Below are 25,430 nucleotides of genomic sequence, written 5' to 3' on the forward strand. Positions count from 1 at the left end.
TTTTGATAGAGTTTCTAATCTCATTTTTTAGATTATCTCTTACTTAATCACCACCACCCAGATTTTTAATTATTCTAAATGCAGATTTTAGGGAAAAGTTAAAATTCATTTATCCAATCTAGTCCAATAGGTTCTCCATCTCTAGCGCTAACTGTTTGTACTTTTGGCATTACATAGGGGAGTAGTTTAATAAGTAATTCTATTCTTTCTTTAGGCTCAAGTTCATTAATGTTATCTTGAAGATTTTGAAGTTCATCATCTACCATATGCTTTAATACTCTCCTTAATTCACTTGTTGTCTTATTCGGAGTGCCTAACTCTCGTCCTCCTGTTTTAAATCCTTTTGCCTAATTAACAAGTGTTTTCAGGCATAAGAAACTAAAAGAATAGTATGTTACTTTCCAATACAGAAATTAGCAAATATATTGCCTAATAACTCATCGTTTGTAACCTCTCCAGTAATTTCACCTAAATGAAACAAAGCTTGGCGCAGATCGATTGCCAAAAGATCCCCACTTAATCCGTTGGTCAACCCGTTTTGTATGGCAGTTACTTCTTTTTGGGCTGCATAAAGGGAACCGTAGTGTCTTGAATTGGTTACGATACTCTGATCTTGAGTAGGATTAATTTTGAAATGCTTAGTTAATAAATTAATTAATTGATCAATATTTGAATTCATTTTTGCACTGATCGAAACTGTTGGATAGTTTACTATTTCATCCGGAATATCTGTTGATAGATTTTGATCTTCTTTGTTGAATACAAGTATTAGTTTTTTGTTTGGATATTTACTTTTAAATGCTTCTAATTCTTTAACTAATTCTACTTGATTTTCTTTAAAATCTGTAGGATCTACGAGGTGTAAAACATAGGCGGCAAGATCTATTTTATCAAATGTTTTTTGAATACCAATTTTCTCTATTGTATCCTCAGTTTCTCTGATTCCTGCAGTATCAATAAATCTAAAACAAATTCCATCCAGAGTAATTTCATCTTCAATGCTGTCTCTTGTTGTTCCTGCAATATCACTGATTATAGCTTTATCTTCGTTTAAAAGACAATTAAGTAAGGTTGATTTCCCTACGTTGGGTGCTCCTACAATGGCAATTGGTACTCCTTTTTTGATTACATTTCCTAATGCAAAAGAATCGAGCAAGTTTTTAAGAACTACTTGAATTTTTAGAAGTAGATTTTCTAGTTGTTTGCGGTCTGCAAATGCAACATCCTCTTCTGCAAAGTCAAGTTCTAATTCAATAAGCGAAGCAAAATTTAAAAGTTCTTGTCTTAAGTTTTTAATTTCAGAACTAAAACCACCACGCATTTGTTGCATTGCCAATTGATGACTTGCTTCATTTTCTGATGAAATCAAATCTGCAACTGCTTCAGCTTGTGACAAGTCCATTTTACCATTTAAAAACGCTCGTAGTGTGAATTCTCCGGGTTTTGCTGTTTCTGCTCCTTGTTCAATCAGCAATTTCATTATTTCCTGTTGTATGAAGGGACTTCCGTGACATGAAATTTCTATTACATCTTCACCGGTGTAGGAGTGAGGGTTTTTAAAAATACTAACGAGTACTTCGTCAATAACACTTTTGTTATTAATAATATCACCCAAATGGATGCTGTGACTTTTTTGGTCTTTCAACAGTTTCCCAGAACGTGCTTTGAATACAGTTTCTGTGATATCAATTGCATTGGTCCCCGACAATCGAATTAATGCTATCGCTCCAGCTCCTGTAGCGGTCGATAATGCCATTATTGTTCCTTCACTTATCATGTTGTAAAATTAAACATTAATACGCTTTTAAACGAAATCTATATATTTAATTGGGGAGATATTTCAACTTGTTGTATTTTGCTATTATGAAAGAAAATCAACAGCTCCTTGTTTTTTTACATTTAAGCCAGTTATTAAATGTATTTAGTGGTTTTTTAGGGATTATAGTACCTCTTGTAATTTGGCAGACCAATAAAAAATTAGTGTTTGAAATGGATGCGCATGGAAAAGCAGTAATGAATTTTCAGATTTCAGTGTTTATATTGGCATTATGCTGTATCCCTTTAATTCTGTTTTTTGGCCTAGGTATTGTCGGAATTATAATACTATCTATCATATCAATCGTTTTTCCTGTTCTAAACGCAATCAGAGCTGGAAATGGGACATTCCCAAACTATCCGTTAGTCTATAAATTTATTGACTAATATTTTTAGTAAACGTAGCTCTTTTTTTGTGAAGTCTATTTTCATAGTTTTTCCATAATTGTTGAATGGCTTTATTTTCTTCTAATTCAGGATTGGTTTCAACTACGGTAATTCCTCTTTTATTAAAAGTCTTTTGGATGTCATTGAATAACATGGCAGTAACTCCTTTATTTTGATATTCTGGATGAACCCCTATTAGATAAAAAGAAGCTCTATTGTTAAAATATTGTGCTCTCAATACATGTAAAAAACCAAAAGGAAAATAAGAACCGTTCGCCTTTTTTAAAGCTTTTGTAAAAGAAGGCATGATGATAGCAAATGCAATTAATTTGTTGTCCTTATCAATAACACATTTTATAAATTCGGGATGAATGTACTTAAAATACTTTTCTTTGTAGTGCTTTATTTGATAGGGTTGAACTGGAACAAAGGTTTGTAGCTTATTATATGTTTCTGCAAGTAATTCAAACATTTCATCTACGTATGGAATTATAGCACTTGTTTTTTTGAAGTTTACTAGTTTAAGGTTGTAACGTTCTGAAATAATTTTCGAAAATCTTTTTACTTTTTCAGGAGCGTCTTCAAAAGGAACAATTTTCATTTCATATTCTACCCATTGAGCTAATTTCTCATAGCCAAGAGTTTCTAGGTGTTTAGCATAATAAGGATGGTTATATTGTGTAATCATGGTATTCATTTCATCAAAACCATACACAAGGAGACCCGCTTTATCAAGATTAGAAAATCCAACAGGCCCCTCTATAAATTCAAGATTATGTTTTTTACCAAATTCATTAACCTTTTGTAATAGTGCTTTACTAATTTCTATATCATCAATAAAATCAAACCATCCAAAACGGACTTTCTTTTTTTTTAGTTGCTTAACTTCAATCCAATTTACCATCGCAGCAACTCTTCCCACAAGTTTATTGTTTTTATATGCTAGAAAAAAAGAGGCATCAGCATTTTTAAAAACAGGGTTTTTTTTCTCATCGATTACTTCAAGCTCTTCCTTCGTGATGGGAGGAACCCAGTATTTATTTCCACTGTATAGTTTAAAAGGAAAGGTGACAAATTCTAAAAAGTCATCTCTGGATTTTGCTTTTCTAATTTCAATCATAGCCTTAATTTTTGCGTGCTCTACGTCTAGCTTTTCTTTGAGATTTCCCTGCTTTCTTTGCTTGTTTTTCGAGTGCTTTACGCTCTTTTTTTAATGCTTTTTCAACATCTTTAGAATCCTTAATTGCTTTTTCTTTATCTCTATGAAAATCTAATCGATAGGATATACCGGCGTTTATTGAGAATAGGGAAGGAGTATCTTTTGTATTGACACCAATGGTGCCTTCAATTTGAATATCATCTGTTAATAGGTAAGCAGCCCCTGTTCTAAAAATCTGATCCGTATATACATCACTTGAGAAGCCTTGATTTTCAATATAAACAGACCATACAGGATTGAATGTATGGGTCAGTGTTAATATGTAAGAAATTTCGGGATAATCTGTTACTATTCTATTGTATGAAAAGTTAGTAACAAAAACCCAAGTTCCTAGAAAATGAGATTGAGTAGCAACCGTACCTCTATAACTAACAGAAGGTTCTTTTATTCCCCTCCCAAAAATATTTTGAAAGAAAATAGGTCTATGAATGAGGTCAAAAACATCTCCATAGGGATAAGGATTTTCATCACCATCGATATTGAAATTTGCACCTAGTGTTAATGAAACTGCAGGAATTAAGTCTCTGATTTTAAATTTATTATTAGCATCCCAGCTATATACATTGGTTTCTTGTTGTTTTTTGAAAGGATCATAAACTAGATATTTAACCCCAATAAAATTTCTTAAAAAGCCCTGTTGTTTGTAGGTTGGGTTTGGAGCCACAATTCTGCTGTTCAATTCTCCCATTAAATAGGTGCCCTCATAGGTTAACTCCAACTCCTCCTTAAGAAAACCCCATCTTAATGAAAAGAAACCAAGACTTCCATCCATTTTAGAATTATTATATCCAACATGTTTATAGGATCTGTATTCGGTACCAGCCTCAAACTGTATTACTCGGGTACCAACCGAAAAGGCTCCGATGGACTCACCTGGGCGATTGGAATTAATCTGATCAGTATATTGAGCTTGAATAAGATGACCTCCGAAAAATAGAAGTACTATAAGAATTCCAATACGCATGTTTAATTTTTTATAGCAATATAAGTGCTTTTAGAGAATTAAACTATTTATTTTAGTTGACAAGATTGTAAATAAATCGCCTTAATTAGTTAAATTTGATTGATTAAATTTTTCTTTTGATAGAGTTCTTGTTGATATTTTTCGGATTAATTTACCTCCTAAGGAAGCTAGCTCCCTGGATATTGAAATATGTTCTGAATAGACTCTACAACAAAGTTGAACAGCAGGCTAAACAGCAGCAACAACAGCAACAACAGCAACAACAGCAAAATAACAAATCTACTAAATCCAATAAAACAAAAACTTCTTCAAGTAAAATCGGAGAGTATATTGACTATGAAGAAATTGAATGAGTTAATTGAGCCTAAACAAATCTTTCCTCATCTAGCTGTTATAATTGGATTTGTACTTGTTTCACTGGCCCTTTTTTACCCTGTTTTACAAGGTAAAAAAATGTTACAATCGGACATTCAACAGTACAAAGGCATGTCCAGGCAATTACAAGAAGCACGCGAAAACGGAGCGGAGTTATTTTGGATAGACAATGCATTTGGTGGTATGCCTACCTATCAACTTGGAGCAAAATATCCCTTTGATTTTTTAACTCCAATCCATAAGATTTTTCAGTTATTACCGCACCCAACATTTTTAGTGTTTCTATATTTATTGGGTTGTTATTTGTTTTTACTCTCTATGCGAGTTCCAATGAAGTACGCAGTTTTTGGAGCTTTAGCTTATGGACTCTCTACTTATTTATTAATAATTATTCAAGTGGGTCACAATACCAAAGCTCAAGCCTTAGGTTATTTGCCTTTTGTCTTAGCTGGGGTTCAATGGGTTTTTAGGAAAAAATATTTTTGGGGATTTGCATTCAGTACTTTTGCTATTGCATTACAAATAAGAGCAAATCATTACCAAATGACATATTACCTTTTGCTGTTTTTATTTGTATTTGGTTTTGTTCAGTTATGGAAGCATTATAAAGAAAATGAACTACCCGATTTATATAAAAAAGTTGGAGTTTTAGCTTTAGCTGGAATTTTAGCTTTGGGTTTAAATGCAACTTCTCTATTAGCGACTTCAGAATACACAAAGTTCAGTACGCGCGGGAAAAGTGAGTTAACCCAATCTGCCACTGGTGAGCCTATTGAACTTCGATCGGGTCTTTCTTATGATTATATTACTCAGTTTAGTTACGGTATTTTTGAAAGTCTAAACTTAATTGCACCTAGAATTCAAGGAGGTGGGTCAACTGAGAATTTAGGAACTTCATCCGAAATTTATAAATCTTTAATACAATTAGGAGCCACTCGTCAACAAGCAAAAGGTTTTTCCGAAAACGTACCCACTTACTGGGGTGACCAGCCAATTTTAGAAGCTCCTGCATATGTTGGTGTTGTAGTTGTTTTCTTTGCTTTATTAGGTTTGTTTTTGGGTTGGTCTACAAATAAAAGATGGTTGTTTTATGGAATCATACTTTCACTTTCACTCTCCTGGGGGAAAAACATACCTTTCTTAACTCAGTTTTTTATAGATTACATACCATTGTATAGTAAGTTTAGAGCTGTTTCTTCTATTCAAGTTATTTTGGAACTAGCTTTTCCAGCCCTTGCAACTTTTGGATTGTATGAGTTTTTTGAAGCTCAAAAAAACATTCAACTTCGAGTTTTAAAAAATACCATGATCAGCTTTTTCGGACTGGTAACTTTCTTGTTTTTGATTAAAGGAATGTTGTCTTTTGAAGGAGTTTCGGATGCATATTATTCACAAGCAATAGGTCCTGATCTTATGCGCGAAGTATATAAAGCTAGAAAAGCTATTTATAACGAAGATCTAATTCGTGTTTTAATTTTCGTTTCTTTAACAGGAGTTCTTCTAGCTTTATATTCACTAAAAAAGTTAAAATCATCCTTTGCATTAATTATTATTGGTTTTTTACTTCTTGTAGACCTTGGTGGCGTTTCTAACCGTTATTTAAATCGAGATTTATTCACCTCTAAATCTCGTTCTAATGTTGTATTTCCTCTTACGAGTTCAGATCAGGTAATTCTTCAAGATACTTCCCGCTATAGGGTTTATGAATCTGGAATGCGTTTAGCAGGAGCAAGAACTTCATATTTTCATAATGCTATTGGAGGTTATCATGGCGCAAAGCCGCGTCGTTATGAAGAAGTATTTGAAATGTTTGAAACCCTTCAGCGAGAAGAAATTTTAAATATTCTCAATGTTAAGTACGTCCTCTACGAAAGTGAAGAGGGGGAGTTGAAACCATTAATCAATCCTGAAAACCTAGGGAATGCGTGGTTTATTGAAAATCTTAAGAAAACTAATACTCCTGACGAAACTTATCAAAGTCTTGCTACTATTGATTTTTCATCAACAGCAGTTAGTGAGTCAAATGAATTAAAATCACGTTCATCTTCTTACATAAAAGATTCTCTTGCTTCTATAAATTTGGTTAAAAATAGTCCTGGATACTTAAAGTATGAAAGTAACTCCTCTGAAGATTCATTTGTTGTGTTCTCTGAGATGTATTACCCTAAGGGGTGGTTTGCAAAAGTAGATGGAGTTTTACAACCTCATTTCTCAGTTAATTATATTCTTAGAGGAATGAATATTAAAAAAGGAAAACATACAATAGAGTTTACTTTTGACCCTCCAGTAGTTCATACAGGAGGTTTAATTCAATGTGTTAGTTTAGTAGTGTTTGTAATTTTAATAGGTTTTGGATTTAGAAATCAATTCAAAAACAGTACCTTTTAGTTTATGGGGATCATTGCACGTCAATCTTTTTATAATGTTCTGAGTATCTTATTTGCTTTCGCTTTAGGTGGACTCAATACAATTGTGTTTTATCCTAGAATTATGGGTCCTGAGTTTCATGGACTCCTAGTTGCTATGTTGGCAAACTCGAATATTATCCAGCCTATTTTCTCATACGGTATTCAGTTTTCTATTATTAAGTTCTATTCTGCCTGTAAAACAAAAAAAGAGCAAGACAACCTGCTCGTCTTTTCTGTTTTGTTACCTTTATTAGTCATTTTACCCCTAATTGTCTCAGTATACCAATTTGAATTTATTTCAAATTATTTCTTTAAAGAAGATTCTCCTGCTCGTAGTTTTTTATATTTAATTTTTAGTGTCGCCATTGCAACAGCATATTTTGAGGTTTTTTATAGCTGGCTTAGAATCCAAAAAAAGACGGTATTAGGTAATTTCTTAAAAGAGGTTTATCAGCGTATAATGATTATCGTTTTACTTAGTTTTTATTTCTTAGGGTGGTTTGGTTTTGATGGTTTTGTAATCGCTTTGATTGTTGGGTATTACCTCCGTTTATTGTTGATTGTTTCCTACGCATTGTGGGTGTATAGCCCTACTATTAATTGGGAATTACCAACTAATACAAAGGTTGTACTTCGATATTGTAGCTATATTTTTTTAACGGGTTTCTCAGCGAGTATTATTTTGGATTTAGATAAATCCATGATTGAACAAATTCTTAAACCAGAATATGTTTCATTCTATACCGTTGCTATTTTTATTGCAGCAGTTATTGACGCTCCTTCCAGGGCAATGGTTCAAATTGTTAGTCCTTTGGTAGCAGAAGCAATCAATTCAGATAATAAAAACCGTTTAGAACAGCTTTTGAAGAAAAGCTCTCTTAATTTATTTTTTGTTTCCGGTTTGTTATTTGTTTTGATTACGACCAATTTGGATGATATTTATAGATTGATCCAATTTTTGAATAAAGAAAATGGCTATGCTGCTGGTCTTCCGATTATTCTATTAATTTCTATTACAAAATTATTTTCAGCTTCTTTGGGATGTTTAAATAATATCATAACCAATTCTGAGTATTACCGTTATTTACTATTATTCTCTTTGGGAGCAGCTTCCCTTGCTGTTGTTTTAAATATAAAATTCATTACTACCTATGGTTTTATTGGTGCAGCAATGGCTACACTTGTAGTTGTAATTATTTTTAACCTTCTAAAAGTCTTTTTAGTTTACTACAAATTAAAAATACAGCCTTTTACTCAAAAGTCATTTTGGGTATTGATCTTAATTGCCACTTTATATTTCATTTTTGAAAATTTAATTTTACCAATAGAACCTTTGTTTTCAATAGTTGCAAAATCTTCATTAATAACTATTTTGTATCTAGCGATTAGCTATTTTCTCAAATTTTCGGAAGAGGTAAATGCCTTTATAAATCGGTTTATAAAAAAATAATAGCCTGCAGGTTGTAGCTACAGGCTATCAAAACAAAATCATTAAACCATTAACTAATTATGATGTGGAATTAGATATTAACATATCAACAATTAATGTGCCAAACTAAACACAAGTTTGTAAAACACTGTTTATTAGTCTTTTATTTTTTTTCGTAAATAACTTCCTGTGAAAGATTCTTTTATTTTGATAATTTCTTCTGGAGTTCCTTCCGCTAAAAGCAGACCTCCTTTTTTACCACCTTCAGGACCAAGATCTACGATATGATCTGCACATTTAATTAAATCAATGTTGTGTTCGACAACAATCAGAGAATGCCCTTTTTCTAAGAGTGCTTCAAAGGAGGTTAGTAATTTTTTAATATCATGAAAATGTAAGCCTGTAGTTGGTTCATCAAAAATGAAAAGTATTTTATCTCTGTGATCTCCTTTGCCTATAAAGGAAGCTAATTTAATTCTTTGGGCTTCTCCTCCTGAGAGAGTAGCAGAGGATTGGCCTAATGAAACATATCCAAGCCCTACTTTTTGAAGTGGGGCAAGTTTTTTAACTAGTTTATGCTGTTTGTTTTCTTCAAAAAACGAAATCGCATCGTCTACTGTTAATTCTAATATATTATCAATCGATTTCCCTTCAAACTGAACCTCTAGCACTTCTTTTTTAAATCGTTTCCCTTTACAAGCTTCACATTGTAGAACTACATCGGCCATAAACTGCATTTCTATGGTGACTGTTCCTTCTCCTTTACAAGCCTCACATCGACCTCCATCAACATTGAATGAAAAGTGTTTAGCCTGATAGTTTCTCATTTTAGAGAGCGAAAGACTTGCAAATAAAGAACGAATATCGTCGTATGCTTTTATGTAGGTTACAGGATTTGATCTAGAGGATCGACCAATTGGATTTTGATCAATAAATTCTACATGTTTAATGGATTCATAATTACCTTCTAAGCCGTTAAACTGACCTGGTTTTTCTACAAACACTCCAAGTTCTCTTTGAAGAGCTGGGTAAAGAATTTTCTTTACTAATGTACTTTTCCCACTTCCTGAAACTCCGGTGACTACCGTCATTGAATTTAATGGAAAAGTAGCGGTAATGTTTTGAAGATTATTTTCTCGAGCCCCAACCACAACTAACTTCTCATTACTTTTTCTTCTTACTTTTGGAACTTCAATTTCCAGTTTTCCAGTAAGATACTGGCTAGTTAGGGAGTTAGATTTTAAAATCTCTTTCATTGTTCCTTGAGCAACTACTTGTCCACCCAATGTTCCTGCTTCTGGTCCCATATCAATTATGCAGTCTGATGCTTGCATTATTTCCTCATCATGTTCAACTACAAGAACAGTATTTCCAAGGTCGCGAAGTTTCTTAAGTATGTTTATTAAACGTTCGTTATCTATTGAATGTAGTCCAATGCTAGGTTCGTCTAATATGTACATGGATCCAACTAAACTACTTCCCAGAGAAGTAGCAAGATTAATTCTTTGAGATTCCCCTCCAGAAAGCGAATTTGATTTTCTATTTAAGGTTAAATACCCTAATCCTACATCTTTTATGAAGTTTAATCTGCTTTTTATTTCTATCAATAAACGATCGGCAACTTCTTGCTGTTGTTTGCTTAATTTTATGGAATTAAAAAATTCCAATAAGTCATCTAAAGGTTCATTTACAAGATCCAATAAGCTTTTACCATTGATTTTTACATAGGACGCTTCAGTTTTTAATCGTGCTCCCTCACAACCAGTACATTTTGTTTTTCCTCGGTAACGAGAAAGAAGTACACGATTTTGAATTTTATAGTTTTTAGCTTCAATTTTACTAAAGAAATCATTCAGTCCTGTGAAATATGAATTCCCTTTCCATAGCAAGTCTTTGTGCTTTTCGTCTAATTGAAAATAAGGTTTGTGTATTGGAAAATCAAAACGATATGCGTTGTTAATTAGATCGTCATAATATTTTTTCATGGAGGGTCCTTTCCAGGGCGCAATTGCTTCTTCAAAAACAGAAAGTCCCGTGTTCGGAATCACTAGCTCTGGATCAACTCCAATTATATCTCCATAACCCTCACAAACGGAACAAGCTCCGAAAGGATTATTGAAGCTGAATAAGTGTACGTTAGGAGTTGTAAATTGTATCCCATCAGCCTCAAAATTATTAGAAAAACTTTTACGTTCTTCACCCTCAATTGAAACAATAGAACAGCAACCATTTCCTTCAAAAAAGGCAATTTCTATAGCGTCTGATAGTCTATTTTTAAAATCGTCATCTTTTTTTAAAATAATACGATCAATAACAAGCTCAAATTCTTCAGGTGGATTCTCTGCTACATCATCCAGTCTGAGCATTTTTCCGTCGGAATAAATTCTTGCAAATCCTTGTTGAATCAGAATTTTAACAACTTCTTTTTGACTTCTTTTTTTTGTATTTGCTACGGTAGTTAATAGAAGTAATTTTTTGTTTTCTTCAAGACTAAAAACATAATCAACTACATCGGTAGTGGTATCTTTTTTTACAATAGTATTCGAAATAGGAGAGTAGGTAACACCGATTCGAGCATAAAGAAGTTTTAGGTAATCATAAATTTCTGTTTTGGTTCCAACAGTAGATCTTGGGTTGGAGGAATTTACTTTTTGCTCAACAGCAATCGCTGGGGATATTCCAATAATTTGATCAACTTTAGGTTTGTTTAGTCTTCCCATAAATTGACGCGCATAAGAAGATAAACTTTCTACATAACGGCGTTGTCCTTCTGCATATAGCGTGTCAAATGCGAGCGATGACTTTCCAGAACCCGAGAGTCCCGTTATTACAGTAAGTTTATTTCTTTCTAGAGCAACATCAACATTTTTCAGGTTGTGTAACTGAGCTCCTAATATAATTATATGATCTTTTGGATCTAGTTTTCTAAGGTCTTGCATACTAAAAATGAAGATTGAAAGATACAACTTATCTCTCAATTTTTCACTCAGGAATTACTTATGTTATGAGTAATATTTAAATATAGTTTAGTTTCTTAAATCTAGATTTCTTAAGTATAGTTCTTCAACTTTAGTTCTTGCCCAAGGGGTTCTTCTTAGAAATTTCAAACTTGACTTTATCGTTGGGTCGTGTGTGAAGCATCGAATTGATATTTTTTTTCCTAGTTCCTCAAAACCATAAATTTCTACCAGATGGTTTAGAATATCTGCTAATTTAACACCATGTAAAGGATTATTTATTTGTCGTTTAGGTTTGTGGTCCATTCTTAAATATTAATTCATACAATTATAATACTAAACTTGAAATTACCTTTGTAATCAATCAAATAATAACGAAAACAGTTTTGAATTATTGTTGAGTAAAATAAAAATACTATATTTGATGTATTAAAATATATGCATATACAACAACTCTACTTTTAAATTTATCGAAAACCAACTCCCTTTGGGTGTTTAAAAGTAATGTGTATGTCAGTTTCCCTCACAAAAGAAAAAGATAGTGTCTTAGTTAAAGCATATATAGATGGATGTGAACGTTCTCTTGCAGTCTTGATTGAGCGTCACAAATTAAAGATTTATAACTTCATCAATTCTAAAGTCGCTGACCGAGATATTTCGGAGGATATTTTTCAAGATACTTTTATTAAAGTAATTAAAACTCTTAGAAAAGGTTCCTATCATGAAGAAGGTAAATTCCTTCCCTGGGTGATGCGGATTTCTCATAATCTAATTATTGATCATTTTAGAAAAAGTAATCGTATTCCAATTTTTGAGAGTAAAGATGAATTTGATATATTTCAGATTATAGGAGATGATGCTCCCAATATCGAAAGCAATATGATTGATAAACAAGTTGTTGAAGACTTGAAAAAGTTAATTGTAGAGCTCCCGGAAGACCAAAGAGAGGTTTTAACAATGCGTTTATACAAAGACATGAGCTTTAAAGAAATTGCAGAAGTTACAGGGGTTAGCATTAATACTGCTCTAGGAAGAATGCGTTATGCAGTAATTAATATCCGAAAGTTAATTGAGGAGCATCAAATTGTTTTGTCTGCTTAACATATACTATTTTAATTTTTTTTTCGTTTTGTATAAGTAAGCTAAACTTATATGGAAGAAAACTACTCAAAAAATTTACCTAATAAAAACACAGAAGGTCCAAGCGATCTTACGATTAAGCGTATTCTAGCGTTCTCTAAAGCAATGAATACATTCAGTTCTGAAAAGAAAATAAATAACACCAAGAAGTTGTAATTATTTTTTTCGGATAGAATCTAGTACTGTTTTTCTACCGATAGTTTTAGTAATTATATCTTTTTCAATATCCCAACCTCGAGCCGGAGAATATTCTCTTCCATACCAAATTATTTGAAGATGTAAATCATTCCATTTTTCTTTTGGAAATAACCTTTTAGCATCTTTTTCCGTCTGGATTACATTAGTTCCCTTTGTAAATCCCCAACGATAAAGGAGTCTGTGAATATGGGTATCTACAGGGAAAGCCGGAATCCCAAAAGCCTGGGACAAAACAACACCTGCTGTTTTATGTCCTACTGCTGGAAGTTCTTCAAGCGCTTCAAAGCTTTGTGGTACTTTCCCTTCATGTTTTTCTAGAAGAATATGCGATAAACCATGAATTCCTTTTGATTTCATAGGAGATAATCCCACAGGTTTAATTATTTCACGAATCTCTTCAACCGATAACTTGATCATTTCTTGTGGTGTACTTGCCCGAGCAAATAATAATGGAGTAATTTTATTTACCCGAACATCGGTGCTCTGTGCTGATAAAAGAACTGCAATTAATAGGGTGTACGGATCTTTATGATCAAGCGGTATTGGGATTTCTGGATATAAATCTTCAAGTGTTTCAATTACAAAGTTTACTTTCTCTTTTTTAGTCATTTAGATTGTCTTTCAATCGATTAGTTTTTGAATTTAAAACATTCATATTTCATTTTAAAACCTAACAAATCTTTTTTGTAATTTAGAAAAAAAATAATAGATGAATACACTTAAAGTAGGAGATTTAGTACCAAATTTTAGTTGTCCTGACGAAACAGGAACAGTTCATAGTTTAGAAGATTACAAAGGGAAAAAATTAGTTTTATTTTTCTATCCGAAGGCAAGTACTCCGGGTTGTACTGCAGAAGCTTGTGATTTGCGTGACCATTACTCAGAGCTAAAAAATGCAGGATATTCTCTTCTTGGTGTAAGTGCAGATAGTCAAAAAAGACAACTGAATTTTTCCAACAAATACGAGTTTCCTTTTCCGCTTTTAGCAGATGAAAACAAGGAAGTTATTGAAGCTTTTGGTGTTTGGGGGCTCAAGAAATTTATGGGTAAGGAATACGACGGTATTCACCGTAAAACTTTTATTGTGGATGAAGAAGGAAAAGTTGAACGCGTTATTGACAAGGTCAAAACAAAAGTTCATGCTTCACAAATTTTAAATCCAGAGGGTTAGGACTTTACTTTACTTGTGTTAGGTTCATATCCAAACATTCCATTTTTAATAATCATTTCGCGAATTCCATCTGGTAAGTGTTGATCCCAGCCTGTTTCGTTGTTTTTAATTTGTTTGAGAATTTCTCTTGAAAAAACATCTAAAAATTCAGGTTCGTAGTCAAAGATATCTACAACTTTACCATTGTATTTAAAGAATTTATAGAAATCTTTCATACGAGGATGTAATTTCAAATTGTTACTGGTAACAATTTGACCCTTTTCATTTTTCATAGGGTAGAGGTACACCTTTAAGTTGTTATAGAACATTTTACCAAATGCTTCTAATATCCCTCCACTTAGATCTTTGTAGTAATACTCGTCAAATACCTCAACAAAACTATTTACTCCCATAGCAAGAGCCATTTGCTTCTTGGTGTATTGGGATAAATAATCAACAAGTCTATAATATTCCTTAAAATTGGAAATCATAACTACATGCCCGAGAGAACAAAGTAGTTTTGCTCGGTCCATAAAATCGTTCTCATCAATTTCTCCCTGAGAAGTAAGATTTGAAAGCGTTATTTCAAAAATAACAACGGTTTTATTTTCTTTAACTTCTTGTTCTTGTAAAAACACCTCAAGAGATTTTTCGAACATGTCAATATTAACCTTGGTAACGGGTCTGAAACTACCGCGTAATGCAAGAATGTTTTTTTTATAAAGTTCTCTAGCAGGTAATACATTGTTCCCTTTCGGGTTGAACATAACGGCCTCGGTCATTCCATTTTTCACCAACTGTAAACTCATTAGCCTGTTATCAATTCCTTCGAATTTAGGCCCTGAAAAGTTTATTGTGTCAATCTCAATGGCGTCTTTATCAATGTGGTCGTATAAATATTTTAATAGTTTTCTTGGTCGATTATTCTTGTAGAAAGCACCATAAATTAAGTTAGCCCCCATGATTCCAATGGATTCTTGTTGAAATCGGGCTTCGGTTTGATGAAAACGAACGTGTAATACAATTTCACTAAAATCTTCATCTGGGCTCGTTTGAAAACGAATTCCCATCCATCCATGTCCTTTAAATTTTTTAGCAAAATCTATTGTTGTCACCGTATTAGCATAGGTAAAGAATAATTTATCAGGATGTTCAGATCTTGGAATACGATCTTCAAGTAAACTCATTTCATGATCCAACATTTTATTCAAACGAGTTTCGGTAACATAACGACCGTCTTCTTCTTCTCCATAGATGTTGTCACTGAAATTTTTGTCGTAAGCACTAATTGTTTTTGCAATAGTACCAGAAGCACCACCTACCCTAAAGAAGTGTCTTGCAACCTCTTGTCCAGCACCAATTTCGGCAAAGGTTCCGTAAATATGATCATTGAGATTTATTCGTAATGCCTTCGATTCTATTGAAGGTCTATTCTCTAATGCGCGTTCTCCAGGTAGTTGTATTGACATAGTAAAAGTATTACTTAACAAATGTACAAAGTTTGTTTATTTTAAAGACAAATATCTACCTTTGATATTATGTTTAAAATAACATTTTTAGGAACTGGTACTTCTCAAGGGATTCCCATTATAGGTAGTAAACATCCTGTATGTTTAAGTCAGAATCCGAAGGATAAAAGACTACGAGTTTCTATTTCAATTTCTTGGAAAAAATATAATTATATTATCGACTGTGGCCCAGACTTTAGGCAACAACTTTTAAGAAATCCCCTCGATCGACTTGATGGAGTTCTATTTACTCATGAGCATTCAGATCATACTGCTGGTCTGGATGATATTAGACCTTTTTTCTTCAGACAAGGGAATATTGATTTTTATGCTTCTCAAAAAGTGTTTACTGAGTTAGATAAAAGATTTTCCTACATAATGGAAGATTTTAATAAATATCCAGGAGCTCCTTCTGTAAATAAACATTTAGTAAAAAAAAATAAGCCATTTAAATTAAATAATATTGAGGTTATACCAATTGAAGTCATGCACCATAATTTAACTGTCTTGGGCTATAGATTTGGAAATTTTGCTTATCTAACAGATGTTAAAACTATCCCTAATGAAGAGCTTAATAAATTAAAAAACATCGATGTGTTAGTTTTAAGTGCTTTGAGGATTGAACCCCATCCTTCTCATTTAAACTTAGAAGAAGCACTCTCCTTAGTAGCTCTAATCAATCCCAAAAAAACTTATTTCACACACATCAGTCACCTTTTGGGTTTCCATGACGAAGTCGAATCAATTCTTCCAAAAAATGTCCACCTAGCATACGACACTTTACAAATAACTTCAAATTAGTTTTACTCTTTATGAAAAAAAATATATTCATTTATCTGTTCTCATTTGTTGGCTTAATCTTGATTTTTCAAATCGTGAATAGCAATAAGATTATGCTGGATCAGCAACGTAGACTTGAAAACAAACAAGAGCGGATTAATGATTTAAAGGCTTCCTTAAAAGAAGAAAAGCGTAGTTTTTTTGAGAGCACTTATTTTTCACTTGAAACAAATTCAAATTCTATCAAAGAACTGGATTTAACTAAATTAAATATAGACAGTAAAACCATAAAAGAGGCACTTTTAGAAACAAATAAATCTGGAACAAACCAAAACCTTATTCCTTACTCAAAAAAAGGAGGGAAGTTTTTGATAAATAAAATCCATGTAATAAACCAAAAGTGGTTGATTGCAGATTTTTCAGATGGCACAAACTGGGGAGAGCTGTTTATTGAATTTAGTGTCAATGATAAAAATGAAATATCATTTAAACTGCTAGATCACTTTATGTATTCTTTTAAATAATTATTTAAACTTGAAGCCAGTTAATTAGGTCTCTAAAGTTATCAGGACTTATGGTATGTGGAGCATCGTATTCTTTATATTCAATATCTAGTCCTTTTTCTCTTAAAGCATCTATACCTGCACGAGTATGCTCTACCGGAATCACTGGATCAATAATACCGTGGGAACTAAAACACTTTAAGTCTTTTGTGCGCTCTGTAGTTTCCTCGACTAAATTCGGATTAAAGAACCCACTTAAAGCCATTATCTTACTTATTGATTTCGGATAAGTAAGCCCTAAAGACCAACTTAATATAGCTCCCTGACTAAAACCAAGTAAGTCTACCTTTTCCGAATTAGAATTAATGCGTTTTAAATGATGCTTTATATTGAAATGAATTAAATCTCTGGATTGAATTCCTTCTTCATCATCTGACCATTTGTTCATGTCTGAATCAAAAGTAATGGTGTACCAAGCATAACTCCCTTCTCCGAGTACAATAGGAGCTCTTAGAGCGATTATATGATACTGTTTCGGTAGGTATTTAGCGAAAGAGAATAAGTCTCCTTCATAGCTCCCATATCCATGAATTAAAAAGAGAACAGGTGGGTTGTCGGTAGTTTCGGTAGGAGCTTGATATAAATATTCTAGAATTTGATTAGAATCTATGTTCATTTTAAGGTAAGCTGAGAATTATTAATAATGCCATAAACAGTTCCTTCGATAGGACTGTTTATAAAGGCACAGTTTTTTGAAGTAGAAATTAGGTCAGTTTCTTTAAAAATAGCACTTCCATTTGGGTTAAATAAAGTCAGATTTGCTTCTTGACCAATTTCAATAGTTTGGTTTTTAACCCCGAATATATCTTTTCCTTTAGTTAAAATTGAAATTACTTTTTCCATTGGGAACAAAGTAGATAAAATTCCAAACATAGCTTCCAGACCCACGGTTCCAGAAGTTGCGTATTCAAACTCTAAGTGTTTTAATTCAACATTCAGGGGTTCATGATTTGAAGTAACCAAATCTATAGTTCCATCGACCACTGCCTGTCTTAGCTCGGTCCTGTCATTATCAGTACGTAATGGGGGTTCAAGTTTGAAAATTGAATTAAAATCAGATAATTCATTTTCGGTAAATGCTAAGTTTGCTAGTGCAACACTGCAAGTAACCTGTAATCCTTTTTTCTTACCATTTCTAATTAATTCAACCGCTTCTGCTGATGATATACAAGGGATATGTAGTTTACCACCACTGTATTCTAAAACTGCTAAATCACGTTGAATTTGAAGGGTTTCACTAAGGGTAGGTGTTGCCGAAAGTCCATTTCTAGTGCTAACCTTACCTTCATGAACTCCACTTTTATTTCCAATGTTTCGGTCGGCAGGTGTGGAAAGAATTAATCCGTTTAAACGTTGTGCATATTGGAGTCCAATTTTCAAAAGCTCAGCATTTTCAATTGGTTTTTTATAATCCCCATAAGCTACTGCGCCACTTTGTTGTAAATCGTATAATTCAGTTAATTGTTTACCTTCCTGTTTTTTAGAAAAAGAAGCAATTGGAGCAATTTGAGTAGCAGTATTTGAAGCTGCTTGTTTTAAAAAGGAAACCGCTGACTGGTTGTCAATTACCGGGTTTGTGTTTGGGTTTAACGCAATTTGACTGAATCCACTTAATCCAGAAGTACTTAATCCGTTTTCTAAAGTTTCACGCTCTTCATATCCAGGTTCACCAAAACAAACACTACTGTCAAACCATCCTCTTGAAACGTGAAGATTATTGCGGGTGATCAATTCTGCTGCTTCATCGTCAATAGTATCTTCGATGGCAGTAATGATGCCGTTTGTAATTAAAATGTCTTTGGTGGAATAATGGAATGCGCTTTTAGGGTCAATTAAAGTCGCTTTTTTAAGGAGTATTTTCATTAATTGTAATACAAGTTCCAAATGTGTACACAAAAGTACAAAACTAATGTGAATCTAAAAGATATATATTAGATGAGCTTCAAAATTTTTCAAAAGCTCCCAGTCCAAATAAAGCAAAATCATACTTAACTGGATCTTCTGGATCCATAATACGTAATTGTGTGTCTAATTCAACAACAGCTTTTGCATCATTTTGAGTTCTTTTAAGTATCCCTAATTTCCTGGCTATTGTTCCCGAATGAACATCTAATGGACAGGATAAATTTCTAGTATGAATGCTTTTCCATATTCCAAAATCAACTCCATTTTTGTTGGATCTAACCATCCATCGTAAATACATATTAATCCGTTTAGCAGCAGATCCTTTTAAAGGATCAGCAACGTGTTTCTGAGTTCTTTGCGAATGGGGTAGTTCAAAAAAATCTTTTTTAAAATAATGAAGAGCTGTTTGAATATCCATCTTGGAAGCATGGTTTGCAATACATTTTTCAAGACCTCCTTTGTTTTTATAGATGTTTTTTAAGGAAATAATAAAATACTTTAAATCACTGTCATTAAAAGTTCTATGAACAAATCCATTGAATACCTTAAGGTCTTCTGAACTGTGATTTTTTATAAAATCATAGGGCGAGTCATCCATCAATTGCATCATTTTGTTTGAATTTTTGATGATACTTGTTCGATTTCCCCAGGCAATAGTAGCAATTAAAAAACCTGCTATTTCTATATCTTCTTTCCTTGAAAATCGATGTGGAATTTGAATCGGATCTGCGGTAATAAATTCTTGTGACTGGTAATGTTCAGCTTTAAGGTCTAAAAATTCTTTAAGTTCGTAAAAGGTCATTATTTAATAATCTCTCCATCAATTAATTCTATTTTACGATCTGCCTTTTCAGCTAATTCTTTGTTATGCGTAACGATAACAAAAGTATGACCGTATTGATCTCTTAAATCAAAAAACAGTTGGTGTAATTCATCTGCAGTTTGGGTGTCAAGATTCCCACTTGGTTCATCTGCGAATATAATTTTAGGATTATTCATTAATGCTCGAGCAACAGCAACCCTTTGTTGCTCACCTCCAGATAATTCCGATGGTTTATGGTTTGTACGGTCAGAGAGTCCTAATTGATTTAATAATTCTAAAGCACGTTCTTCAGCTTTTTTTGGAGGTGTTTTTTTTATATAAGCTGGAATCATAACATTCTCTAACGCATTAAACTCGGGAAGCAATTCATGGAATTGAAATATGAATCCCAACTTATTATTTCTAAATTCTGATAGCTCATTTTCTTTTAGTTTGAGGATATTAGCTTCATCAATTTGTAAAGAAGTAGTACTAGAATGATCCGGAGAGGAAAGTGTGCCTAGGATTTGAAGAAGCGTTGTTTTTCCGGCACCAGAAGGACCAACTATAGCAATTATTTCACCTGCATTTATTTCTAAATTGATGTTTTTTAGAATATTAACGGCTCCTAATTTTTTATTTATATGCTGAGCTTCAATCATTTTTTTCATATCCTTCACAAAGTACTATTTTAATCCTTTTTTTTTTAATTATTATTTCAGAGTTTTTTTAAATTTATTAAAATTTTAGCGTTTGTTTTGTTTAATAATAACATACATTTGTTAAACAAAGTAACGTATGAATTCTAAAGAAATTGCATTTATTGCCGGAGGTTGTTTTTGGTGCACAGAAGCTGTTGTCCAACGCCTTAAAGGTGTTATTCAGGTAGATTCCGGCTATATGGGAGGTTTTATTAAAAACCCTGCATATCGCGAAGTCTGTGCTGGAACTACAGGTCATACAGAGGGTATTCGAGTTGAATTTGACTCCAATTTAATTTCATATCGTGAACTTTTAACAGTTTTTTTTGCTACACACGATCCAACAACTCTTAATCGACAGCAAAACGATATTGGGACTCAATATCGTTCTTCAATTTTTTATACAACAGAGGAACAAAAAATCATTGCTTCTTCTTTAATTAAAGAATTACAAAATTCTACTTTCGAAGATCCTATCGTTACTGAACTTTTGCCCGAGGTACCCTTTTATAGAGCGGAAGAAGAGCATAGAAATTATTACAATGATAATGAGCAACAACCTTATTGCTCCTATATTATATCTCCCAAAATCCAAAAATTAAAACAAAATTTTAAACATCTTTTAAATACTATATGATTAACGACAACTTTGACATAGAAAATTTTCCAATTATTGAATCACTACAAACAAACTTTACGGATGTTATTTCTCTTTTGGGAGAGGATGTAGACCGTGAAGGGCTTATTAAAACTCCCGAACGAGCAAGTAAGGCTATGAAGTTCTTAACCAGTGGTTATGAAATTGATCCCGCAGCAATACTTAAAGGAGCCATGTTTAAGGAAGATTACAAAGAAATGGTTATTGTAAAAGATATTGAATTCTATTCACTTTGTGAACACCATATGCTTCCATTTTTTGGTAAAGCTCATATTGCTTATATACCTAATGGTCATATCGTAGGACTGAGTAAACTTCCGAGAGTTGTAGATGTGTTTGCTAGACGTTTACAAGTTCAAGAGCGTTTAACGGATCAGGTTTTGAATTGTATCAGCGACACTTTAAAACCACTTGGAGTAGCCATAGTAATTGAAGCTTCACATATGTGTATGATGATGAGGGGAGTTCAGAAACAAAATTCTGCAACTACTACATCAGGATTTAGAGGAGCATTTAAAGAGATGAAAACTAGAAATGAATTTCTAAAACTAATTGCTTCTAGCTTGTCTTAAGAGTCTTTAAAAAATCTTTTTAAGCCAATGCTTTTTAAGATTTTTTTTTCAAAATTCCAGAAGAAGTTGAATTGAAAAAACAACGTTCCAAAGACGATAAGTAATACTTGATAAACAGGGAATACAATTAATATTCTTAAAATCCAGTAGAGGATTCCGCCAAAAAAAATATCGTCAAATACATTGGGTAAGATTCCGATGTAATTTAAAATTGGACCGGCTACCTTTACCGAAGTTGAGCCTGTTATGGCGAAAACAATAAATATTATAATGAGCTGAAAATTTGACTTTACAGCCCATTTAATTTTTAAACGGTCAAAATAACTCATTAAAGGAGTATTTCTGCTATTTGTTGAGCAAGCTCCTCACCAATACGATCCTGAGCTTCACCAGTTGCTGCTCCAATATGTGGAGTTAAAGAAACTTTTGGATGCATAAGTACTTGCATTGCAGGTTTTGGTTCATTTTCAAAAGTGTCTAAACCAGCGAAAGATAATTTTCCACTCTCTAATGCCTGTAAAAGAGCAACTTCGTTAATTACTCCTCCACGAGCTGCATTTACTATAGCAGCACCATCTTTCATTTGTTCAAACTCTGAAGATCCAATTACATACTCTTTTTGAGCAGGTACATGTAAACTGATAAAATCAGATTCTGCTAGTAATGATTCTTGAGATTGAATTTTAATTTCAACATCTATAGATTGACCATTGAATAATGTAACAGGAACTGTTGCAGCTTCCATAAATTTATCTGCAGCAATGACACGCATACCAACACCTAGTGCTATTTTAGCAACCTCTTGTCCAATACGTCCAAATCCAATAATACCGATTGTTTTCCCTCTTAGCTCAATCCCTTTGGCATATGCTTTTTTAAGTCCTTTGAAGTTTAATTCTCCTTCTAAAGGCATGTTTCTATTCGCATCATATAAAAAACGAACACCACCGTACAAATGAGCAAAAACTAATTCTGCTACAGATGCAGAAGATGAAGCAGGAGTATTGATTACTTTTAACCCTTTTTCACGAGCGTATTCAACATCAATATTATCCATTCCAACACCACCTCTTCCAATTATCTTTAGAGAAGGGCAGGAGTCAACTAAATCTTTACGAGCAGTGGTTGCACTTCTAACCAGTAAAACTGTAATTTCATTTTCGTTTATGTAACTAATCAATTGTTCTTGTGCTACATTGGTAGTTATTACCTCAAATCCATTTGCTTTAAGGGCATCTACACCACTTTGAGATATTCCGTCGTTTGCTAATACTTTCATTTATATTTTTTAAAGAGTTTTTTCAAATTTTTGCATAACCTCTACAAGAAGTTGTGCACTTTCTATTGGTAATGCATTATAAATTGATGCACGATATCCACCAACAGATCTATGTCCTTTTAATCCACTAATTCCTGCTTCATTCCAAAGATTGTCAAATGCTGTTCCGTCAATTCCTTCAGCTAGATTAAATGTAGCGTTCATAAAGGAACGGTCTTCTTTCGCTGCAAAACCAACAAAAGCAGAATTGCGGTCGATTTCATTATATATCAAAGCAGCTTTTTCTTTGTTGTGTTTTTCAATGCCTGCTAAACCACCATTTTCCTGCAACCATTCTAAGGTTAACATAGAAGTGTATATAGGAAATACAGGAGGTGTATTAAACATACTGTCACTTTTTAAATGTACTTGATAATCCATCATTGAAGGAATAGTACGATTTACCTTTCCTAAAATCTCTTCTTTTACAATAATTAAGGTAGTTCCTGAAGGACCCATGTTTTTTTGAGCACCTGCGTAGAAAAGATCAAATTTTGAATAATCAATTACTCTTGAAAAAATATCAGAACTCATGTCCGCAATAAGGGGTACGTTAGTTTCCGGAATTTCTTGAAACTGAGTTCCAAATATGGTGTTGTTTGTTGTTATATGTAGATAATCAAGATCAGCAGGAATTTCGTCTCCTTTTGGAATGTAGTTGAAGTTTTGATCCTTAGAGGAAGCAACTTCTACCACTTCGCCAAATAACTTAGCTTCTTTTATTGCTTTGTTAGACCAAGCTCCTGTATTAATATAACCCGCTTTGTTTTCTAATAAATTATATGCGGCCATTAAGAATTGTGAACTAGCACCTCCTTGAAGAAAAAGTGCTTTATATCCTTTTCCTTTAAGCCCTGTAAGTTCAAGCGCTAAATCTTGTGCACGTTCCATAACAGCAATAAATTCTTTACTCCTGTGTGAGATTTCGATCAATGAAAGTCCCAAACCATTAAAATCTATTACGGCTTCAGAGGCTTTCTTCATTACTGAAGCAGGTAGTATTGAAGGACCTGCGCTAAAGTTATGCTTTTTCATATATATATTTAAGGTGCAAATATCTGTATTACCTATTAAAAAATGCCTATTAATCCTGCATTTTTTATTTGAATTTTTAACATATTAAGTTAATATGTTTAAAAAATCCAGCGTGTTTTTACCATCTGCGTAATCCCAAAGATTTGGTTCTTGTGCTTTTCCAAAAGGAAAATGACCTTTCCCTTCAAAATTTGAAGTAACACATTGAATCAAATCACGATCAATTTTCAATTTATTTTCTAATTCTTCAAGGTTCTCATAATATTCGTAATGTAAGCACGCAACAGGGGAAGAGTAAGAAGAATCTTCTTTAAGGATAAAGAATCCATTGTCGAGGATATCAAACTGACTCATCAAATAAACCGCTTTATTGTAATCGTAGTTATTGGCGTATTTTGCAGAATCCATTAGGTTGTTGTGCGGGTAAAGCGCACCAAATATTAAGTTTAAATCATATCCTTTAGGAACGAAAACCTTTGAAGTGCTTCTACATCCTAAGCCATAATATTGAATAATGTCAATTGCTAACGCTTCGAGTTGTTCCTTTGTTTCATTACCCTCAAGAATAGCAACTCCATTTCTATTAGAACGTATTAAGTTTGGAACTTTAGAAAAATAATATTCAAAATAGCGAGCCGCATTGTTACTTCCAGTTGCAATTACAGCATCAAAATCTGTAAATCTTTCTTTTGTGAATTCGATATAATCATTAAATCCAGGCTCAAATTCTTGTAATTTGTTAATCAGAAAAGCGATGAGTAAAGGGTCGGAAGAAGAGCATTTAACAAGAGCTTTATTTCCACTAATCAGTACGCTTAAAACATCATGAAATCCTACAAGAGGAATATTTCCAGCCAATACCAGACCGACTGTTTTAGGTTCAGCTTGATCAAATTGGTACTTCTCAGTCCAAAGTGTTAGTTCTTGTTTATTGAGTAATTCACCCCATGCAGCAAAAGATTTTAAAACATTTTCTTTAGAAAACCATCCATTATTATCTTTCGCTTTATAGACTACTTCAAAAAGAGAATCATAGGTTGGATTTTCAGGATTAATCTCTCTTAAAAATTTGCCAAGGCGATTAAATGCAATTATTCGTTGTTCTTGTTGGATCATTATTTGTAGAATAAACTATAAGGTCTTACTTTTGACGCAAATTTAACTAAAAGAAATCCTACTATGGCTATAATTATAACAGATGAGTGTATAAATTGTGGAGCATGTGAACCAGAATGTCCTAATACTGCAATTTATGAGGGAGCTGATGACTGGCGTTATAAGGATGGAACCTCATTAGAAGGTGCTGTTGTTTTGCCTGACGGAAAAGAAGTGGATGCCGATGAAGTTCAAGAACCTGTTTCTGATGAGTTTTACTATATTGTTCCTGATAAGTGTACTGAATGCAAAGGGTTTCATGACGAACCTCAGTGTGCTGCGGTATGCCCTGTAGACTGCTGCGTTCCTGATGAAGATAATGTGGAAAGCGAAGAAGTGCTTTTGGGGAAACAACGTTTTATGCACCCAGAATAATCTTTTGATTCATATC

Annotated in this window: 28 protein-coding genes; 12 read left to right on the forward strand and 16 right to left on the reverse strand. The window is 33.1% G+C overall.

The annotated features are described in order from the left end of the window. Nucleotides 1–98 precede the first annotated feature (98 nt). Nucleotides 99–266 carry a hypothetical protein gene (locus NG655_RS05005; RefSeq protein WP_252158241.1) on the reverse strand — a complete coding sequence of 56 codons (168 nt, stop codon included), beginning with the start codon at nucleotides 264–266 and terminating at the stop codon, nucleotides 99–101. A 128-nt stretch (nucleotides 267–394) separates the two neighbouring features. Further along, the gene (gene mnmE, locus NG655_RS05010) at nucleotides 395–1,777 is read right to left on the reverse strand and encodes a tRNA uridine-5-carboxymethylaminomethyl(34) synthesis GTPase MnmE (RefSeq protein WP_252158242.1); all 1,383 of its coding nucleotides are present in this window, start codon (nucleotides 1,775–1,777) and stop codon (nucleotides 395–397) included. An 86-nt stretch (nucleotides 1,778–1,863) separates the two neighbouring features. Here mnmE and NG655_RS05015 point away from each other — a divergent pair, with 86 nt between their 5' ends. Continuing rightward, complete coding sequence (locus NG655_RS05015; protein WP_252158243.1) at nucleotides 1,864–2,202, forward strand: DUF4870 domain-containing protein; 339 nt, start codon at nucleotides 1,864–1,866, stop codon at nucleotides 2,200–2,202. On the opposite strand, the gene NG655_RS05020 is transcribed toward NG655_RS05015, so the two are convergent. Together NG655_RS05020 and NG655_RS05025 are read right to left on the reverse strand one after the other, a co-directional pair. Beyond that, on the reverse strand, nucleotides 2,192–3,322 hold the full coding sequence (locus NG655_RS05020; protein WP_252158244.1) for a GNAT family N-acetyltransferase: 1,131 nt from the start codon (nucleotides 3,320–3,322) through the stop codon (nucleotides 2,192–2,194). The genes NG655_RS05015 and NG655_RS05020 overlap by 11 nt on opposite strands. Before the next feature lie 4 nt (nucleotides 3,323–3,326). Next, entirely contained in the window at nucleotides 3,327–4,385 is a 1,059-nt protein-coding gene (locus NG655_RS05025) for a transporter (RefSeq protein ID WP_252158245.1), read from the reverse strand. 182 nt (nucleotides 4,386–4,567) lie between these two features. On the opposite strand from NG655_RS05025, the gene NG655_RS05030 reads away from it, so the two are divergent. The 3 genes from NG655_RS05030 to NG655_RS05040 are packed head-to-tail and all read left to right on the forward strand — an operon-like array spanning nucleotide 4,568 to nucleotide 8,618. Continuing rightward, entirely contained in the window at nucleotides 4,568–4,738 is a 171-nt protein-coding gene (locus NG655_RS05030) for a hypothetical protein (protein WP_252158246.1), read from the forward strand. Further along, on the forward strand, nucleotides 4,722–7,148 hold the full coding sequence (locus NG655_RS05035) for a YfhO family protein (RefSeq protein ID WP_252158247.1): 2,427 nt from the start codon (nucleotides 4,722–4,724) through the stop codon (nucleotides 7,146–7,148). Before NG655_RS05030 ends, NG655_RS05035 begins: the two co-directional genes overlap by 17 nt. A gap of 3 nt (nucleotides 7,149–7,151) precedes the next feature. Further along, nucleotides 7,152–8,618, forward strand: coding sequence for a lipopolysaccharide biosynthesis protein (locus tag NG655_RS05040; protein WP_252158248.1), 1,467 nt, complete (start codon nucleotides 7,152–7,154; stop codon nucleotides 8,616–8,618). 134 nt (nucleotides 8,619–8,752) lie between these two features. Here the strand turns inward: NG655_RS05040 and uvrA are convergent, their stop codons facing one another. Together uvrA and NG655_RS05050 are read right to left on the reverse strand one after the other, a co-directional pair. Continuing rightward, nucleotides 8,753–11,536 carry an excinuclease ABC subunit UvrA gene (uvrA, locus tag NG655_RS05045; RefSeq protein WP_252158249.1) on the reverse strand — a complete coding sequence of 928 codons (2,784 nt, stop codon included), beginning with the start codon at nucleotides 11,534–11,536 and terminating at the stop codon, nucleotides 8,753–8,755. An 87-nt stretch (nucleotides 11,537–11,623) separates the two neighbouring features. Further along, complete coding sequence (locus NG655_RS05050; protein ID WP_252158250.1) at nucleotides 11,624–11,860, reverse strand: VF530 family protein; 237 nt, start codon at nucleotides 11,858–11,860, stop codon at nucleotides 11,624–11,626. A gap of 204 nt (nucleotides 11,861–12,064) precedes the next feature. Between NG655_RS05050 and NG655_RS05055 the strand changes: the two genes are divergently transcribed. Further along, nucleotides 12,065–12,655: a sigma-70 family RNA polymerase sigma factor gene (locus NG655_RS05055; RefSeq protein WP_252158251.1), complete on the forward strand. Its 591-nt coding sequence runs from the start codon at nucleotides 12,065–12,067 to the stop codon at nucleotides 12,653–12,655. A gap of 51 nt (nucleotides 12,656–12,706) precedes the next feature. Further along, a complete protein-coding gene (locus NG655_RS05060) occupies nucleotides 12,707–12,850 on the forward strand; it encodes a hypothetical protein (RefSeq protein WP_252158252.1) in 144 nt (47 codons plus the stop codon). Here the strand turns inward: NG655_RS05060 and NG655_RS05065 are convergent, their stop codons facing one another. After that, nucleotides 12,851–13,501 carry an endonuclease III domain-containing protein gene (locus NG655_RS05065; protein ID WP_252158253.1) on the reverse strand — a complete coding sequence of 217 codons (651 nt, stop codon included), beginning with the start codon at nucleotides 13,499–13,501 and terminating at the stop codon, nucleotides 12,851–12,853. It lies immediately after the preceding gene. Between the two features lie 100 nt (nucleotides 13,502–13,601). Between NG655_RS05065 and bcp the strand changes: the two genes are divergently transcribed. Continuing rightward, entirely contained in the window at nucleotides 13,602–14,063 is a 462-nt protein-coding gene (gene bcp / locus NG655_RS05070; RefSeq protein WP_252158254.1) for a thioredoxin-dependent thiol peroxidase, read from the forward strand. Here bcp and NG655_RS05075 read toward each other — a convergent pair. Continuing rightward, complete coding sequence (locus tag NG655_RS05075; RefSeq protein ID WP_252158255.1) at nucleotides 14,060–15,511, reverse strand: TonB-dependent receptor; 1,452 nt, start codon at nucleotides 15,509–15,511, stop codon at nucleotides 14,060–14,062. The two genes, bcp and NG655_RS05075, sit on opposite strands and share 4 nt — an antisense overlap. A gap of 69 nt (nucleotides 15,512–15,580) precedes the next feature. Between NG655_RS05075 and NG655_RS05080 the strand changes: the two genes are divergently transcribed. Further along, nucleotides 15,581–16,351 (forward strand): MBL fold metallo-hydrolase, encoded by a 771-nt coding sequence (locus tag NG655_RS05080; RefSeq protein ID WP_252158256.1) that lies wholly within the window; start codon nucleotides 15,581–15,583, stop codon nucleotides 16,349–16,351. A gap of 11 nt (nucleotides 16,352–16,362) precedes the next feature. After that, a complete protein-coding gene (locus NG655_RS05085; RefSeq protein WP_252158257.1) occupies nucleotides 16,363–16,854 on the forward strand; it encodes a hydrolase in 492 nt (163 codons plus the stop codon). Between the two features lie 4 nt (nucleotides 16,855–16,858). On the opposite strand, the gene NG655_RS05090 is transcribed toward NG655_RS05085, so the two are convergent. The 4 genes from NG655_RS05090 to NG655_RS05105 all read right to left on the reverse strand — a co-directional run bounded on the left by NG655_RS05090 (nucleotide 16,859) and on the right by NG655_RS05105 (nucleotide 20,262). Next, nucleotides 16,859–17,509 (reverse strand): alpha/beta hydrolase, encoded by a 651-nt coding sequence (locus NG655_RS05090; RefSeq protein WP_252158258.1) that lies wholly within the window; start codon nucleotides 17,507–17,509, stop codon nucleotides 16,859–16,861. Beyond that, nucleotides 17,506–18,756: a dihydroorotase gene (locus tag NG655_RS05095; RefSeq protein ID WP_252158259.1), complete on the reverse strand. Its 1,251-nt coding sequence runs from the start codon at nucleotides 18,754–18,756 to the stop codon at nucleotides 17,506–17,508. The genes NG655_RS05090 and NG655_RS05095 overlap by 4 nt, the downstream gene beginning before the upstream one ends. A gap of 79 nt (nucleotides 18,757–18,835) precedes the next feature. Next, nucleotides 18,836–19,600, reverse strand: a complete 765-nt coding sequence (locus NG655_RS05100) for a TIGR02757 family protein (RefSeq protein WP_252158260.1) — start codon at nucleotides 19,598–19,600, stop codon at nucleotides 18,836–18,838. Continuing rightward, the gene (locus NG655_RS05105) at nucleotides 19,600–20,262 is read right to left on the reverse strand and encodes an ABC transporter ATP-binding protein (RefSeq protein ID WP_252158261.1); all 663 of its coding nucleotides are present in this window, start codon (nucleotides 20,260–20,262) and stop codon (nucleotides 19,600–19,602) included. The genes NG655_RS05100 and NG655_RS05105 overlap by 1 nt, the downstream gene beginning before the upstream one ends. Before the next feature lie 136 nt (nucleotides 20,263–20,398). Between NG655_RS05105 and msrA the strand changes: the two genes are divergently transcribed. Both msrA and folE read left to right on the forward strand, forming a co-directional pair. After that, on the forward strand, nucleotides 20,399–20,938 hold the full coding sequence (gene msrA, locus NG655_RS05110) for a peptide-methionine (S)-S-oxide reductase MsrA (protein ID WP_252158262.1): 540 nt from the start codon (nucleotides 20,399–20,401) through the stop codon (nucleotides 20,936–20,938). Then, nucleotides 20,935–21,531: a GTP cyclohydrolase I FolE gene (gene folE, locus NG655_RS05115; protein ID WP_252158263.1), complete on the forward strand. Its 597-nt coding sequence runs from the start codon at nucleotides 20,935–20,937 to the stop codon at nucleotides 21,529–21,531. The genes msrA and folE overlap by 4 nt, the downstream gene beginning before the upstream one ends. Here folE and NG655_RS05120 read toward each other — a convergent pair. From NG655_RS05120 to NG655_RS05135, 4 genes are all read right to left on the reverse strand, one after another. Beyond that, nucleotides 21,528–21,860, reverse strand: a complete 333-nt coding sequence (locus NG655_RS05120) for a DUF6787 family protein (RefSeq protein WP_252158264.1) — start codon at nucleotides 21,858–21,860, stop codon at nucleotides 21,528–21,530. The two genes, folE and NG655_RS05120, sit on opposite strands and share 4 nt — an antisense overlap. After that, on the reverse strand, nucleotides 21,860–22,810 hold the full coding sequence (locus NG655_RS05125; RefSeq protein ID WP_252158265.1) for a D-2-hydroxyacid dehydrogenase: 951 nt from the start codon (nucleotides 22,808–22,810) through the stop codon (nucleotides 21,860–21,862). Before NG655_RS05125 ends, NG655_RS05120 begins: the two co-directional genes overlap by 1 nt. A 9-nt stretch (nucleotides 22,811–22,819) precedes the next feature. Beyond that, a complete protein-coding gene (serC, locus tag NG655_RS05130) occupies nucleotides 22,820–23,884 on the reverse strand; it encodes a 3-phosphoserine/phosphohydroxythreonine transaminase (protein ID WP_252158266.1) in 1,065 nt (354 codons plus the stop codon). Between the two features lie 84 nt (nucleotides 23,885–23,968). Beyond that, nucleotides 23,969–25,000 carry an acyl-CoA reductase gene (locus NG655_RS05135; protein ID WP_336511173.1) on the reverse strand — a complete coding sequence of 344 codons (1,032 nt, stop codon included), beginning with the start codon at nucleotides 24,998–25,000 and terminating at the stop codon, nucleotides 23,969–23,971. Between the two features lie 63 nt (nucleotides 25,001–25,063). On the opposite strand from NG655_RS05135, the gene NG655_RS05140 reads away from it, so the two are divergent. After that, nucleotides 25,064–25,414, forward strand: a complete 351-nt coding sequence (locus NG655_RS05140; RefSeq protein ID WP_252158267.1) for a 4Fe-4S dicluster domain-containing protein — start codon at nucleotides 25,064–25,066, stop codon at nucleotides 25,412–25,414. Nucleotides 25,415–25,430 lie beyond the last annotated feature (16 nt).

It is taken from the genome of Candidatus Arcticimaribacter forsetii (assembly GCF_910589745.1).
GTDB lineage: Bacteria > Bacteroidota > Bacteroidia > Flavobacteriales > Flavobacteriaceae > Arcticimaribacter > Arcticimaribacter forsetii.